16 protein-coding genes are annotated in these 14,955 nt (G+C 43.6%); 6 read left to right on the top strand and 10 right to left on the bottom strand.

Annotated elements, in window-relative coordinates:
- Positions 1-214: 214 nt before the first annotated feature.
- Positions 215-1,081, bottom strand: coding sequence for a CheR family methyltransferase (locus tag J7E81_RS21925; protein ID WP_285292038.1), 867 nt, complete (start codon positions 1,079-1,081; stop codon positions 215-217).
- Positions 1,078-3,750 carry a CHASE3 domain-containing protein gene (locus J7E81_RS21920; protein ID WP_251028795.1) on the bottom strand — a complete coding sequence of 891 codons (2,673 nt, stop codon included), beginning with the start codon at positions 3,748-3,750 and terminating at the stop codon, positions 1,078-1,080. The genes J7E81_RS21925 and J7E81_RS21920 overlap by 4 nt, the downstream gene beginning before the upstream one ends.
- Before the next feature lie 332 nt (positions 3,751-4,082).
- On the opposite strand from J7E81_RS21920, the gene J7E81_RS21915 reads away from it, so the two are divergent.
- The gene (locus J7E81_RS21915) at positions 4,083-4,538 is read left to right on the top strand and encodes a Dps family protein (RefSeq protein WP_215045572.1); all 456 of its coding nucleotides are present in this window, start codon (positions 4,083-4,085) and stop codon (positions 4,536-4,538) included.
- A 458-nt stretch (positions 4,539-4,996) separates the two neighbouring features.
- Here the strand turns inward: J7E81_RS21915 and J7E81_RS21910 are convergent, their stop codons facing one another.
- From J7E81_RS21910 to J7E81_RS21895, 4 genes are all read right to left on the bottom strand, one after another.
- Complete coding sequence (locus J7E81_RS21910; RefSeq protein ID WP_215045571.1) at positions 4,997-6,208, bottom strand: PP2C family protein-serine/threonine phosphatase; 1,212 nt, start codon at positions 6,206-6,208, stop codon at positions 4,997-4,999.
- Between the two features lie 86 nt (positions 6,209-6,294).
- Positions 6,295-7,089, bottom strand: a complete 795-nt coding sequence (sigB, locus tag J7E81_RS21905; protein ID WP_215045570.1) for an RNA polymerase sigma factor SigB — start codon at positions 7,087-7,089, stop codon at positions 6,295-6,297.
- Entirely contained in the window at positions 7,055-7,537 is a 483-nt protein-coding gene (gene rsbW / locus J7E81_RS21900) for an anti-sigma B factor RsbW (protein WP_215045569.1), read from the bottom strand. Before rsbW ends, sigB begins: the two co-directional genes overlap by 35 nt.
- Positions 7,538-7,550: 13 nt before the next feature.
- Positions 7,551-7,865, bottom strand: coding sequence for an anti-sigma factor antagonist (locus J7E81_RS21895; protein WP_215045568.1), 315 nt, complete (start codon positions 7,863-7,865; stop codon positions 7,551-7,553).
- A 256-nt stretch (positions 7,866-8,121) separates the two neighbouring features.
- Between J7E81_RS21895 and J7E81_RS21890 the strand changes: the two genes are divergently transcribed.
- Positions 8,122-8,292 carry a hypothetical protein gene (locus J7E81_RS21890; RefSeq protein ID WP_215045567.1) on the top strand — a complete coding sequence of 57 codons (171 nt, stop codon included), beginning with the start codon at positions 8,122-8,124 and terminating at the stop codon, positions 8,290-8,292.
- Between the two features lie 128 nt (positions 8,293-8,420).
- Here J7E81_RS21890 and J7E81_RS21885 read toward each other — a convergent pair whose 3' ends face one another.
- A complete protein-coding gene (locus J7E81_RS21885) occupies positions 8,421-8,909 on the bottom strand; it encodes a hypothetical protein (RefSeq protein ID WP_215045566.1) in 489 nt (162 codons plus the stop codon).
- A gap of 178 nt (positions 8,910-9,087) precedes the next feature.
- On the bottom strand, positions 9,088-10,020 hold the full coding sequence (locus J7E81_RS21880) for a magnesium transporter CorA family protein (RefSeq protein WP_215045565.1): 933 nt from the start codon (positions 10,018-10,020) through the stop codon (positions 9,088-9,090).
- 121 nt (positions 10,021-10,141) lie between these two features.
- Between J7E81_RS21880 and J7E81_RS21875 the strand changes: the two genes are divergently transcribed.
- Both J7E81_RS21875 and J7E81_RS21870 read left to right on the top strand, forming a co-directional pair.
- Entirely contained in the window at positions 10,142-10,411 is a 270-nt protein-coding gene (locus tag J7E81_RS21875; protein WP_215045564.1) for a hypothetical protein, read from the top strand.
- 177 nt (positions 10,412-10,588) lie between these two features.
- A complete protein-coding gene (locus J7E81_RS21870) occupies positions 10,589-11,188 on the top strand; it encodes a hypothetical protein (RefSeq protein ID WP_215045563.1) in 600 nt (199 codons plus the stop codon).
- Between the two features lie 15 nt (positions 11,189-11,203).
- Here the strand turns inward: J7E81_RS21870 and J7E81_RS21865 are convergent, their stop codons facing one another.
- The gene (locus tag J7E81_RS21865) at positions 11,204-12,508 is read right to left on the bottom strand and encodes a hemolysin family protein (RefSeq protein ID WP_215045562.1); all 1,305 of its coding nucleotides are present in this window, start codon (positions 12,506-12,508) and stop codon (positions 11,204-11,206) included.
- 67 nt (positions 12,509-12,575) lie between these two features.
- Complete coding sequence (locus J7E81_RS21860) at positions 12,576-14,081, bottom strand: mechanosensitive ion channel (RefSeq protein WP_215045561.1); 1,506 nt, start codon at positions 14,079-14,081, stop codon at positions 12,576-12,578.
- A gap of 159 nt (positions 14,082-14,240) precedes the next feature.
- On the opposite strand from J7E81_RS21860, the gene J7E81_RS21855 reads away from it, so the two are divergent.
- Complete coding sequence (locus J7E81_RS21855) at positions 14,241-14,540, top strand: hypothetical protein (protein WP_215045560.1); 300 nt, start codon at positions 14,241-14,243, stop codon at positions 14,538-14,540.
- Between the two features lie 68 nt (positions 14,541-14,608).
- Positions 14,609-14,782, top strand: coding sequence for a CsbD family protein (locus J7E81_RS21850; protein ID WP_215045559.1), 174 nt, complete (start codon positions 14,609-14,611; stop codon positions 14,780-14,782).
- The last annotated feature ends 173 nt before the right edge of the window (positions 14,783-14,955 follow it).

Raw genomic sequence — 14,955 nt, 5'->3', positions numbered from 1 at the left:
ATGGTTTGGCGGGTGAGAAAGGGAGATATCGGCGGTTTCTTACCTTTTATCAGCAGTTTCTCATCTGATACCACCAGCTCCCCACCGATATCGGCGGTTTTTCATTTGATATGAGCGGTTTCTTACTTTATATCGGCGGTTTTCGGCGGTTTCCCACCTTTTATCAGCGGTTTCCCATCTGATACCACCAGCTCCCCATCGATATCGGCCATTCCTAAATCTTGCGGTAAATCTTTTCCTGTGGACTAAATTCCTCATACTTCAGACTCTTAGGAACAAACAAAAGCGACTCCTTACTGCCAAAGCCGACAAATCCCCCGTCAGCCAAACTGCTATGAATCAAGTAATGCACCTGCTGCTGCAGCTCATTATCAAAATAAATCATCACATTCCGGCATAAAATCACGTGGAATTCATTAAAGGAGCCGTCCGTCACCAGGTTATGCTGCGCGAAAAATAAATTCTCCTCAAACATAGGATTAAAATAAGCAAATTGATGGTCGGTCGTATAATACTCTGAAAAAGCCATCTTCCCACCGGCTTTCAGGTAGTTTTTTGTATACTGCTGCATCTTCTTTAAAGGGAAAGCCCCCTTTTGCGCAGCAATCAGCGCCTTTTCATTCATATCGGTCGCATAAATCTTTGTCTTCTTAGCGAGACCTTCCTCCATCATCAAAATCGCCATCGAGTAAACTTCCTCACCAGTCGCGCAGCCGGCATGCCAGATCCGAATCTCCGGAAGGTCTCTCAAGAGCGGTACGACTCGACTGCGAAAAGCGGCAAAGAAACTGGGATCGCGGTACATTTCTGTCATCCGGATCGACAAGTCATTTAGCAAGCGCTCCAAGTACCCTTTTTCATGCAGTACTTTTTCCAAAAGGGCTGTAATCGTTGGTAACCGCTCAGATTTCATCCGGTTTAAAATCCTTCTTCGTAATGAAGCACGCACATATCCTCGAAAGTCGTATCCAAACATCTGATAGAGCCCTTCTAGCAGCAAATTGATTTCGACTTCCTGCAATTCGTTCGTCTCTGTGTCTTCCGTGTCTATCCATAAATCAGGCGTCTTGTTGTGGTTCAATCTTGGTTCACCTGCTCTGTCAGCCATACCCGCATTAACGAGAATAGTTGATCGATATTTAATGGTTTCATAATATAATCAGAGGCACCCGCCTCCATACACTTGTCCCGCTCGCCTTTCATGGCCTTCGCGGTCAACGCGATAATCGGCAGATTGTGCATACCCAGGTCTTCCCGGATGATTTTCATTGCCTCATAACCGCCCATGACCGGCATCATAATGTCCATAAAAACAAGGTCAAAGTGGCCGCGTTCTTGCAGCATTTCTAACGCCTGCTTTCCGTGTTCTGCCACCTGCACGTTCACACCCTTCCGCTCTAAGGCGGTAACCAGGGCAAACACATTTCGGCCGTCATCTTCCACTAGGAGGACTCTTTTTCCTTTAAATAACTGCTCATCGGGGCATTCTTCTTTGGTTAGAGCAGCTTGCTGCTCCTCGCTTTCCCATGTCGGTTCTTCCGTTAATTCAATTTCACTGGCCGTTGCCGCTTCCTCTATTGCCAACTGCACATCATTCGGCCTATCTTCTTCTGCCTCCCAGCGGCTCGGGATAAACAAAGTAAACGTGCTGCCTTTTTGCGGTTCGCTGTGGACCTCAAGTGTACCGCCAAGCAATCGAGTAAATTCACGGCAAATCGATAAGCCAAGACCCGTACCGCCATATTGCCGGTTGGTCGTCCCATCCACTTGTTGGAAGGCATCAAAAATAATTTGCTGCTTTTCCTGTGGAATGCCAATTCCCGTGTCCGTTACAGAAATGGCGAGGACAGGCTTTCGCGTTTGTTTATTGAGTAATTTTCCTGCTTTTTCAGAAGGGGCGAGCCCAATTTGCAGAGTGACGCTGCCTTGTTCCGTAAATTTAAAGGCATTCGATAAAAGGTTCTTCAATATCTGCTGTAATCTTTGCCCGTCCGTCGAGATAACGGGTGGTATATTAGAATCCATGTGGATGTCGAACTGTAGATTCTTTTTCGCTGCCACCGGGTTGAACAGATTGCGCATCGTCTGCGGAATCTCTGTGACATTGACTTCATCTGTTAAAATTTCAATTTTTCCTGCTTCGATTTTTGATAGATCCAGGATATCATCAATCAGGCGCAGCAAATCAGCGCCGGATGTATTCACCACCCGTGCGTATTCGGCCACTTCCGTGTGGTCCATATCCGAATTATTTTCCATCAGCATTTGCGACAGGATGAGAATACTGTTTAATGGGGTGCGCAGTTCATGCGACATGTTTGCAAGGAAATCGGTTTTGTATTGTGAACTCATCCTTAATTTGATTGAATAATCTTCGAGCTCGTCCTTCGCTTTTTTAAGTTCGATGGCACGCTGTTCCGCATATTCCTTCTGCTCTTCCAAATAATCATTGGAGAGCCGTAATTGTTCTTGCTGCATTTGTAATTCTTCCGATTGTGCCTGCAGTTCTTCTGACTGAGCTTGTAATTCTTCGGTCAGGACTTGGGATTCCGCTAGGAGCCTTTCCACTTCCATTCGTCCCGTTACCGTTGCAATCGATGAGCCAAATTTATCTTGGATCAAATCGAGTAAAGTCAGGTGTTGGGCATGAAACGGCTGCAGTGCAGCGAACTCGACGACTGCTTCTACGCGATCATCAAACAAGATTGGGGCAATTAATAGATTACGCGGGTTCGAAGTCCCTAACCCTGTTGTTATTTTAAAATGATTATCTGGTATTTGATCAATTAGAAAAATTCGTTTATCAACGGCTGCTTGACCAATGACCCCTTCGCCTAAGCGAAAGCTCGTCTTGACGAGGTCACCATCGGCGACAGCATACCCGGCTACCTTCACAAAATCCACTTCGCCCGCTTGCTCGCGGCGCAGATAGACGACCCCGTAAGTGGCCCCCACCAATGGAGCGAGTTTGTTAATAAACATCTGGGTGAGTTCATTGATATCGGTTATCCCTTGATATAAAGTGGAAATATCGGTTAGACTTTTTTGCACCCAATTCCGCTTTTCAAGAGCTTCCAGTAAGTTATTCATAGCCTCAGCAAGTTCCTGGGTCTCATCATGTGAGTTCACTTCGATTCGTGATGTCAGGTCGATTTCTGAGTTTTCATCCATGATTCCATTAATGGCTCCTACTACCTTTTTAATCGTTCTAACGATCGTGTTGGAAAGAATAACAGAGATGGCAATTGTAAATACAGATACTAAAATAATAATTGCGTATAAGATTAACTTTAAATTATTCGTATGCTCATTAAGTTGATTGATACGCCCGGTTGTCAATTTCTTTTCGGTGGCTAGAAAGGATTGAAACTGCGTACGCAGTTGATCCGTAATCTTTTTGCCCTTGTTTTCCGCGAATTGCTGATTTAAAAAGCGTGTATTATTGCTCTTTTTTGCATTAATGACAGCCTCACCAGTATTTGTGATCCAGTCTACGATCAATGGTTTCATTTCTTCCAAATTCCGCTGCTGACTGCGGTTATCTAGCAGGGAATGAAGATTATTGTAATTATCAAGCCAGCTCCGATTCCCTTGATTATAAGGATCCAGATACTGCTCATCCCCCGTTATAACATATCCTCTCATGCCTGTTTCCATGTCGAGGACATTTTTTTGAATTTGATTGGCCAGGTCGTGGATTTCGATATCGTGTTTGGCCACATAGTCTACCTCTTTTTGCAAATCTGTCATCCTATTAATCACCGTTAGCAGTGACAGTACCAAGCAAAGTAAAATCGATAAGTAACCTACGATAATTTTTGCATGGATGTTGAAGTTCAAGCCCTTTATGGTAACCGCCCCCTCAATGAATATACTCTTATTTTAACCTCTGAAAAATTAGGTTTCATTGGTTTTAACAATTTTGATACTATAGTAATAGTTTTAATTCCAGTTCATTTATCCTAGTTCTAATACCCGCTTTTCTTCTTGTTGAAACCTTTTTTTAAAAAAATATTTGTTGTTTTGAATGATGGTTTGCCGGGTAATCAATTAGTATCATGATTATTTTGGAGGTTGATCAAATGGCGAAAACGAAGGAAAAGGTTCAAGTAACAGAGGTTCTCAACCAGCAAGTGGCTAACTTTTCAGTTCTCTATATGAAGCTTCATCATTATCATTGGTATGTAAAGGGCGAAAACTTTTTTACCCTGCATGTTAAGTTTCAGGAGTTGTACACGGAGGCCGCGCTGCATTTGGACACGATTGCGGAGAGGATGCTGTCACTAGGAGCGGCACCAACCGCTACGCTTAAGGAGCAGCTAGAGCTGTCGTCGATTAAGGAAGCGGCTGGGGATGAAAGCGCCGGCGAGATGGTTCAGGCGCTGGTTGATGATTTTGACAATGTCTGCAGTGAACTTACAGAAGGAATTACGGTTGCTGAGGACAAGGATGACCAGCCGACTGCCGATATGTTTATTGCGATTCGGACGTCGTTGGAGAAGCATGGCTGGATGTTGAAGGCATATTTAGCAGAGTAGATATATCCGGGTGCCAGTTTGTAAGCTGGCACCTTTTATTTTTTAGGTGTTTTTTTGGGGGACAGGTACTATTAACCTCTTATTTTACCCGTTCTACTCGTTTTTCCACGTGTGCAGGCACTATCAGCCGCTTATTTTGACCATTCTTCTCTTTTTTCCACGCACTCGGGCACTATCAACCTCTTATTTTGCCCATCCTACTTATTTTTCCACGCGATCGGGCACTATCAGCGCTTATTTTGACCATTCTACTTATTTTTCGACCCGCATGGGCACTATCAACCCTTTATTTTACCCATTCTACTTATTATTCCACACGCTCGGGCACTATCAACCTCTTATTTTACCCATCCTACTTATTTTTCCACGTGCGCCGGCATTATCAAACTCAAACTCTTCCCCCCCAACTCACAGGCACCATCTTCCACCCAGAACGCCCACCCCACTCCACACCAGCACTACTTCTTCCTCACCTTGCCCGTCCGAATCACTTTTTCCCGTCCACGCGCACGATTCTCCCCATTCGTCGAAACCATCACCAAACACATATCATCCTTAGCGGCCTGCAGCAGCTCGGAACTTAACTGCAGCCGCTCAAATAACTCCTTAGGATCCTCCATCTCCTGCTCGCGCAAACTGCGAATCAATTTCGAAATGGCCACCTCATATTCCTCTTCAAGCCCCTCCGACAGACCATCCGTAAACAGCAAAATTCGGGCATCCCTTTGATAAGGAATCACCCCTTTGGTGACCTCAATCTCCTCAAAAAAACCAAGTGGACAGCAGCCATTCGTCATCAACTGCACTTCTTCATCCACAATGGAGATCCCCGCCGGATGACCGGCATTGACGTATTCAATCGTCTGTTCCGCCGTATCAAGCACAAAATAAATCGCCGTAAAATAATAATTTTCTAGACTTTCCGGCATCTGGAGCTGGTTCATCCTCCGATTTAGTTCGATCATCACGGCTTCAGGGTCACCTATCCCTGTAATCGCATCCTTTAACGCCGAATAGATGTACATACAAACGAGCGAAGACGAAATCCCATGGCCCATCATATCAAGCAAAATGACCCCATAGCGGCCCGGGCTGATTTGGTACCATGCATACAGGTCCCCAGCGAGTTCAAAAGAGGGCTTGTAGACCGCTGAAATGGCGACATCGTCCTTTTGGATCGGTTCACTCAGCATGCTAAGCTGGACCTGTTTGGCCAAGTTTAACTCATGCTGAATCCGTTTATCCCGCTCCTTCCGTAAGTCCTTTTCATACTTTAACCTTAGAACAGAGCGAATCCGTGCCAACAGCTCCACTTTATTAATGGGTTTCATCACATAATCAAGCGCGCCGGCATCCATCGCCTCCGCCATCTTATAGGAATCGCCCATTGCCGTCACAATAATAATTGGCAAATCCGCGTACCGCTCATCGGCAAGAATCGTCCGGCAGGCTTCCAGTCCATCGATCTCAGGCATCATCAGGTCCATTAAAATTAAATCAACAGGGACTTCCACAGAATCTAAGCCCGAACTAGCAGGCTCAAGCTGCAAATAATCGTATAATTCCCTGGCAGAAGACATCAACACCAATTGATCATAGCCCGCCTTCTGCAGGATTTTCTCAATAATCATCAGATTTGTTATATTATCATCCACAATGACAATATTCATAAACATACCCCTTTTGAAAAAGGTGCCTGTCACCCACCCTTGTTAAAACGCTAACCCGAGTGGGTGACAGGCACCTTTTTTTCTATTTACACGGTGTTTAATCCTTGGTAGGAATCACGTGCTAGTTCCTTGCGCAGTTTTTCAATAGCCTTTTTTTGCAAGCGGGAAACATGCATTTGCGAGATTCCCAATTGTTCACCCGTTTCTTTTTGGCTTTTATTTTCCACAAACGTGCAATGAATAATTTCCTTCTCTCGTTCCGATAAAACATGGAGTGCGCTTTCGAGCAAAAGTTTTCGGTCGACTTTTTCAAAACCATCATCAGGCGAACCAAGTATATCTAAGGCAGTGACCACATTTCCTTCCGAGCCGGTTTCGATCGGCAGGTCAACAGAAGCGGTCTGGTAGCTTTTCCCCATTTCCATCGCTTCCAAAACTTCCTCTTCCGATAGCTCCATGTACTCGGCAATTTCTTCGATTTTAGGAGAACGCTGGTTTTTATTCGTCAGCTCGTCGACAACGTTTTTAATTTTCGGCCAAACTTCCTTCACTCGTCTCGGAACATGGACGCTCCATGTTTTATCACGTAAAAACCGTTTGATTTCTCCGATTACCGTCGGAATTAAAAAGGATTCAAATGACTTCCCGGCACCTTGGTCATACCTTCGGATCGCGGCCAATAATCCAATCATTCCGACTTGCATGATGTCTTCATGAAAATCTCGTCCTTTTGAATATTTTCGGGCAAGGCTTCCAACTAGGGCGGTATAATGTTCGACTAAAATCGTTTGGGCTAAAGGGTTCTCCTTTTGTTGAAATTCCAAAATCAGGGCGTCGATTTCTTCCTTAGTTCGCTTCACGGGTTGTGGCTGTTGTCCCATTATTTTCACGCTCCCCACTTAGATACTTCGCCATGAAGACCGTTACACCGGAATGATTCAAAACACGGACCTCGTCCATCAGTGTTTCGATCAAAAACAGACCTAACCCTCCCTCTGAAAGTTGTTCAACGCTACTTGATTCCGTATAAGGGCCTAGCTCGTTTCTGGTTTGGATAAAATTAAAGCTTTTTCCACTGTCAGCTACCATAACTTCTAACTTGTCCTCATAAATGCCAAATCCTAAGGTGACTTCGCCGCCTTCCTCCGTGGAGTAGGCATGCTGGACAGCATTGGTTGTCGCTTCACTGACAGCAATTTTTATATCCTCAATCTCCTCATATGTATAACCCATGCGGCTGGCAATTCCTGATAACGTTAATCTAATTACACCGACATAGTCTGGTTTTGCTGGAATCTTCATTTCAATATAGTCCATCACTTGTTTCATCGTCCCCCACCCTTTAATTTGCAGAAATATTCATTATGTTCCCCAAGCCTGTGATCTCAAAAAGCCGCTTCAGTCGATCAGATAACTCAATCAATCTTAATTCTCCACCGTTTTCCTTGAGCTTCTTAAATAAACCAACAAACACACCAAGACCCGTACTGTCTAGATAGGAAACGTCCCTGAGATTAATACTCATGATTCTGTTTTCCCCTTCAGCGAGCGGCAACAATTCCTCTCTTAGGTTTGGTGCGGTAAAGGCATCAATTTCCCCTGCTAGCATCACCGATACTTCCTCGTTTTGCTGATGTACATCTATACTTAGATTCATTCCATCATCACCTCTAGATATTTATAGTGTATATAACCACATTTAAAACATTCTAAACCTACTTTTTTAAAAAAATTTTTGGAGCATAGGGACGGTTCTCTTGCTTCCGAAGCAAGAGAACCGTCCCTATGCTCCCTATTATACCCAAATCTTGTAATCTAACGAATAGTCCGTGCGGCCTAGCTCTTATGTTTTGGTTTAGGATTTTGGTAATTGGGTATACAAAAGCTACCACAGCTGGAAGGAGGAGGATTTTATGGATGAGCTGAAAAAATTAAAAACAAAGTTGAAAGTCGAAACGGAGAAAAATGGTTCGATGGCGCAGAACTTTGATGAAGTAAAAAGACTTGGCAAGCAAATGACGAAAGCCAAAACGGGTACTGAGCTGAAAGAGGAAAGAGGTTTAACTCCAGATCCGCTTCAATAGATAGATGTAACGGCCATTTCTCAGGGCCGTTATTTTTTGCCAAATATATAATATAGATGAAAAGGCTTGCACCACTAGTAAGGTGCAAGCCTTATTTATAGTAAGCTTCGGTACCCATAGATCAGTTTTTAGAGCTGTTTATCAAGTGGATCCTCTCGACCATATCGCTGGTAAAATTCATCTACCTGCTTTTCAGGATGGGGATCCCCATTGTTTCTTTCAAGGTCCTCTTGTGTTTGAAAGTCCTGCCCATCACTCTTGGCGATGTTGTAACCAGACAGGTGCTGGCCTTCTCCCCGAAGGTCCCGCTGGCCATTTTGGGAAGCCCGCTCCTGATTGGCTTGTCCAGTCTGGTTCAGGTCACGGTTTTGCGAGCCCTGAGTCTCCCTCGATTGTCCAATTTGCCTAAACTGTTCTTGATGTTCTTGATTCTCCCGCTGTGAACTTTGTCCATCCATTAACGGGAGGTCATCATCGTCTCTATGACCATACTTTTGCTGCAAGTTGTTCTCGCCATTCATGGATTTTTGCTCGTTTTCCGTCTGCTTATAAAGAGTGTCGTCCTCTTTAATACCTGCTTCATCCAATGTGTTCGTGCCATGATAATTGGTAGTCATGATTATATCCTCCTTTTTCCTAGACTGCTGTTGTTCATCCCTTGTCATTCAACAGGATTTACCGAACAGGCAACCACATATTTCTATCACCCGCTTCCTTTTGTTAGAATTTTCATCCAGGCTAACTTTTTGCTAGCCATGTTAGTGTAATACCACCTCATCTTCGTCCTCAAACCACTTATTTAAAAAAGGATCCTTTCTTTTTCCCTTTTAACAGGTCGCCTGTCCAGCCTTTATTTTTAATAAAATAATACAAAAGGGCTGTTGAGACGAGGATCATGACAATTGAAAAAATATAACCGTAGTGCCAATTAAGTTCCGGCATATTCTTAAAATTCATGCCCCATAACGACCCATAAGCCATAATCGGCGTAAAAATGGTCGTCATCACCGTCAAGGTTTTCATAATTTCATTTCCGCGATGGGAGGAAATGACCTCTTCTAAATTAATCAGCGAGTCAAGCTCGTGTTCATACTCATTGAGCAAGACTTGGGCCCGCTCAATCCGTTTGCTCGTACACGAGAAAAATTCTCCGTCCATACTATCAGGGAAATTGATTTCGTCGATGGCCATTTTTACTTCATTGATGGGAATTAAAAGGTTTTTGCAAACTAACAGTTCATGCCGGCGTTTATAGACAAGTTCAAGAATCCCTATTTCATTTCTTTTCCTTACATTCCAGATGAGTGTTTTAAGGGTCTCCTCAAACTGATCAATCTCCACCAGCATTCCATTCATCAGCTCTCCGAGAAAAAGTAAAAAGCCTTCAACGGCATTATTCGTCCGTGCTAATTGGCGGTTAAGGTTGTCTCGATCTAACGAGGTGATTTCAAGGTCAACGGTAATTAATTGATTGGTCGTTAAAAAGAAATGAAAGATTTTATAATCATTTTCATCGGTATAACTCTGTTGAAAAATAAGAGAACCGTTGATGACTTTTTCGCCATTCTCTAAGCTAGTTACGCGCAAACTATTGGCTTTATCTTTTCCAACCTGCTTCAGCCAAACCGTCATAACAGGATCCTCATTATTTGATGGGGGGAGTTGGTTCATCTTTTCACTGTTCCACTCTATCCACTTCCATTTGTTCGCACCAATATATTTTTCCAAAAGAATCCCTCCTCTTTAGACCTTATCCCCGCTTATCCGTTCCTTTAAACGTTTAATCTTTCATCTAGGTGGGTATTTATTAATTAGAATAGGTTGTTCAATTCTTAAGGAGGTAATTTAGATGAAACGTGTCTTAAGTATGAGCTCACTATTAGCGGTTGGGGTTGGCGCTTCGGCAGCAGTGTGGCTAAGCAATAAGCCCAATCGGATTAAGGCAGGGACCTTATTAAAAGATTGGAAGCGGAGGATCCTGCCAACAGTCTATCAAAAAAGTGAACAGCTTCCGATTCATAAAGGCGGCCACCCGCTTCCACATGATGTTGAAGATAACAAAATGGTTGATGAAGGCGCGATGTACTCAGTTAAGTTTTATAATGAAAAATTACAGTAACCATAACGAGTTGGGGCTTCGAGCAGCCCCAACTATTTTTGTGAGGTGATCACACTGAATTTACTATTTTTGTTCATCTACCTGGTGGTTATTCTAGCAGTCATTGAGATCTTTGTGATTTTATTCCGGTTAACGGGATTGAAAGTGGAGGTCTCGAGGTTTCAGGTGATCTCGCTGATGACGGGAACCGGCTTTACCACCGGGGAATCGGAGCTGATCTTGGGGCACCCGATCCGCCGGAAACTGGCGATCTTTCTTATTTTGTTCGGTGCGTTCTCCCTCGCCGTGATTGTTTCATCGATTAGCCAATTTCTATCAGAGGGTCTGCGGGCAAAGGAGATCTTTGTCAGTGCCGGCGCGGTCATTCTGGTTTTTGGAGTATTAAAAATGGCAAGCGTTCGGCGGGTCCTGGCGAAGTTTTTTAATCGAGAAATGAAGCAGAATATTGAACTGGCAGATCTGCCTATCCGCGATGTTTTTTTAAAAGATAAAGAGGATCTGCTGCTCCATCTATCTATCTATGAGACCTCTTCGCTTGCACACCAAACATTTCAGGAAGCTATCCCCAATCACGAAGGGCTGGAGCTGGTTGTTTTGTTTATTCAGCGCGGCGATATAATCATTCGCACGCATCTCTATCAAACTAAGCTTCACGAAGGAGATCAGCTGTTGATTTATGGGGTCAAGGAAGTCATTCTGAAAGTGTTTCATGATGATATTTCGATTATGACTGAAAAGCAGAAGGAACATGAACTGCCATTGAACCATATTCCGTGATTAAAAAGCCTCTAATCAGAGGCTTTTTTTTACTTCTACGTATTTAATATGGTATCCCTCCGATTCCGTCACCTTAAATTCATAGCCCTCTGCCACTACGGCTGTATCAAGGGCAACCCGTGCCGATCTTTTGGTTAAAAGCCAGCCGCCCAGTGTATCGATGCCTTCCGCATTTAAATCAATATCCAATAACTCATTCACGGTGTGAATGGCTGCCTTAGCATCAATAATATAGTGGCTTCCCTCCGTAATGGTCCGAATCGCCGGAACCTCGTCGCCATCAAATTCGTCTCTCACCTCACCGACAATTTCTTCAATGATATCTTCGACCGTTACCAGCCCAGACGTACCGCCATATTCATCGAGCAAAATCGCCATATGGGTCCGTTCCTTTTGCATCAGCACCAATAAATTACGAATCGGGATCGTTTCAATCGCCGTAATCACCGGCTGAAGATGGGACTCAAGTTTCCATTCATCAAGCGCGCTTTGATTCATAAACCACTGCGTTAACAGCATTTTTACGTTCAGCATACCAAGGACATGATCCTTATCCCCATCCACCACAGGATATCGGGTGAATTTCTCCCTGCGCAGTGTCTCAGCAATCTCTTCGATCGAATCATCAACGGATAGGCAGCACATTTCTGTCCGGGGGACCATAATTTCTTTTGCGACCCGCTCATCAAACTCAAAGATATTATTCACATACCGCCATTCATTCCGATTAATCTCCCCGCTCTTATAGCTTTCCGACAAAAGAATACGCAGTTCTTCTTCCGAGTGGGCCATCTCATGCTCAGACGCCGGCTTTAGACCAAACATACCGACAAGCAGACGAGAGGAATGGTTTAACAGCCAAATAAACGGAAACATAAGTTTGTAAAACCCAATAATGGGTTTGGCGAACCCGAGTGTAATTTGCTCCGCTTTTTGGATGGCAAGGGTTTTTGGCGCCAATTCTCCAACCACGACATTTATAAACGTAACCACCACAAAGGCCAGGATAAGCGATAGGAAATGGGTAACTGCTTCATTTAAATGAAAAACAGCTACGAGGGGATGAAACAACTTCTCTACTGTCGGTTCCCCCAGCCAGCCAAGTCCTAATGCCGTTACGGTGATTCCGAGCTGGCAAGCCGATAGATACTCGTCGAGATGGGTAACCACTCTATTTGCAGCCCCGGCCCGCTTCTCGCCTTCCGCCATCAGTTGGTCAATCCTTGAGGTTCTCACTTTGACAATGGCGAACTCAATCGCCACAAAAATACCAGTTAAGACAATTAAAAGGATAATCGTGAATATGTTCAACCATAGCATTAACGGAACACCCCCCCAAAAAAATAACAATCCGGAATCCCGCTGGATTCCGGATTGCCATGGTCTATTACTGTTTATTCTTGTCGAGCTTATCATCTAGTTTTTCTAAATATTTAGCGGCAAATGTTTTTCCGCCTAGACCAAAGGCCAGACCGAAGGCCAGCGCCAACCCGCCTAGGACAAGAATGAAGGCGGCATTGACAATCGAGTGTGCGACACCAAGCTGGTCTAATGCCATAAACACCGTAATCACGAAAATGGTATATTTGGCGATTGCTGCCAGGGTACGTGAGGAATTATTTTTAATAACATTTTGTAAAATACGTTCGACTAAATGACCGACATATAGTCCAACGCCTAAAATGACAATCGCAGCAAATAGCATTGGCAGATACGCAATTACTCCTGTTGCCAGCGTGACTAAGAAGTCTAAGTGAACAATTTGCAGTGCTTCGACAGCAAATAGTAAGACGACGACAATTTTAACAAGCAGTCCGACTATTTGTGATAAGGAAAACTTCGACTTTTCCGGCGTTGATGTACCAATGCCAATCTGATTGAAGATGCTATCAAATCGTAAGCGCCAGAGCATTTGAACGACCATTTTTTCAATCCATTTTCCAAGCCAGATCCCGACTAACATTAGAATAATCGCCACGATCACATTTGGAATTAACGTCAAGATGCGGTTTAACATCGCGATTGCAGGTTCCGAGATCCCTTTCAAATCTAGCTTTTCCAAAGCCGTAATGATAGTTGGAATTAAGATGAAGATAAATACGATATTCCCAATGATCGTTGATAGATTCGTATCTCCCTGATTTTTCATGATGCCAAAACGCTGACCGATCGAATCAGCTCCTATGCTTTTTAAAAAGTTCGTTAAAATATCGCGGACTAGTTTCGCAATCAGCCAGCCAATTAAGACAATCAATGCGGCTGCAAATAATTTAGGAATAAACGAAACCATGGATGTTAGTGCATGGGTAAATGGACCAGAGATCCCATCGATTTGCAACGCGCCCAATACTGCAGGTAAAAATAACAATAAAACAAAATAGAAAACTCCCTGGGCAATTCGATCGACACTCGATTGGGCTGCAACTTGATTCTCGGCCATTTTCCATTTAACCAAGCGGGAATCTAATTGCAGCATGGCTGCGCCTTTTTTGAAAAGCATGCGGAGCAGGAAAGCAACCACCCAAGCAAATAATAGAATAAGAGCCGCTTTTAATAGATGTGGAATTGCCCCTGTGATTGTTGACACCATGCTAACGAGTGGCTGAGCAATCAAACTTAAGTTCAACATATTAAAAAAGATAATCCAGACTATTACTAATAGTGCATAGTAAACGATTTTTCCAATAATCGTTTCCGATGAATACCTTCGACTATTCCCAAAACTTGAAAACAACCTGTCATCGAAACTTGTTTTCTTTAATAGTGACGTCACCGCTTTTCCGATTGCTTTTGCGATTAGCCAGCCAATTAATAGGACCACCAGTGCAAATAGCAGGTGGGGAATTTGATCAGTATATATGTACCAGCCAGCTACCATATCCTTTACGTTCATCAACATCGCTCCTTTTGATTTTCTCATGCTTGTTTACAAGCCCGTTTGCTAGGTGATATACCCGGTCTAATTCGTTTCAAACATCTGAAAAAATAGGTTTCACAGGCAATTTCGCTGGGAATATACGTTAGCAATTGAATAACAAAAGGAGGAGAAACGATGAGTAAAAAAGCATGGTTGACTGGTGGAATGGCAGCATTACTAACTTTTGGCGGTTTAGCCGGGTGTGGTGATGGAGTTGACTCGGATAACGGTATTAGTGATGGCCAGCAAAAAGATGCGGTCGATCAAAAGACAAAAAACACATCTAACGACTCCCTTCAGCAGGCAAAAAAAAATATCGAGGATATCCAAAAGGATGTCGAAAAAAAATTAAAAGAAAAAGGTGTCGGTGATGGTGTCGATCAAGACAATGGCATTAACGATGGTCAAAAGAAAGATCAACTAGATAGCCTCTAGAACGTTTGAGCGAAATTCACCTAGGGTACTCATTTTATAGAACAAACATGATAAAGGAGGAAATTCAGATGAATAAAGATAAAGTTGAGGGCGGATTTGATCAGGTAAAAGGAGAAGCAAAAGAACAATGGGGAAAAGCAACGGAGGACCGTTCTACTGAAACGGATGGTAAATTTGATAAAGTGAAAGGGAAAGTAAAGGAAGGCATCGGAGAAATAAAAGAAAAATTGTCGGAGGATTGATCAGGACGGTTTAGCTATAGAATGCAAAAAGAAGGTGTCCCAAAAGTATAACTTTTAGGGGTACCTTCTTTTTTTTATACATTAAACTAGTCTGTTGATTTCCGCTCCAGGCACTTCGCTTTCCGCGGGCGGTACGGGGAGCCTCCTCGTCGCTTGCTCCTGCGGGGTCTCCC

This window comes from Bacillus sp. ISL-18 (assembly GCF_018613415.1).
In the GTDB taxonomy this organism is placed as follows: Bacteria; Bacillota; Bacilli; order Bacillales; family Cytobacillaceae; genus Neobacillus.
This window is presented reverse-complemented; position numbering and strand designations above follow the sequence as displayed.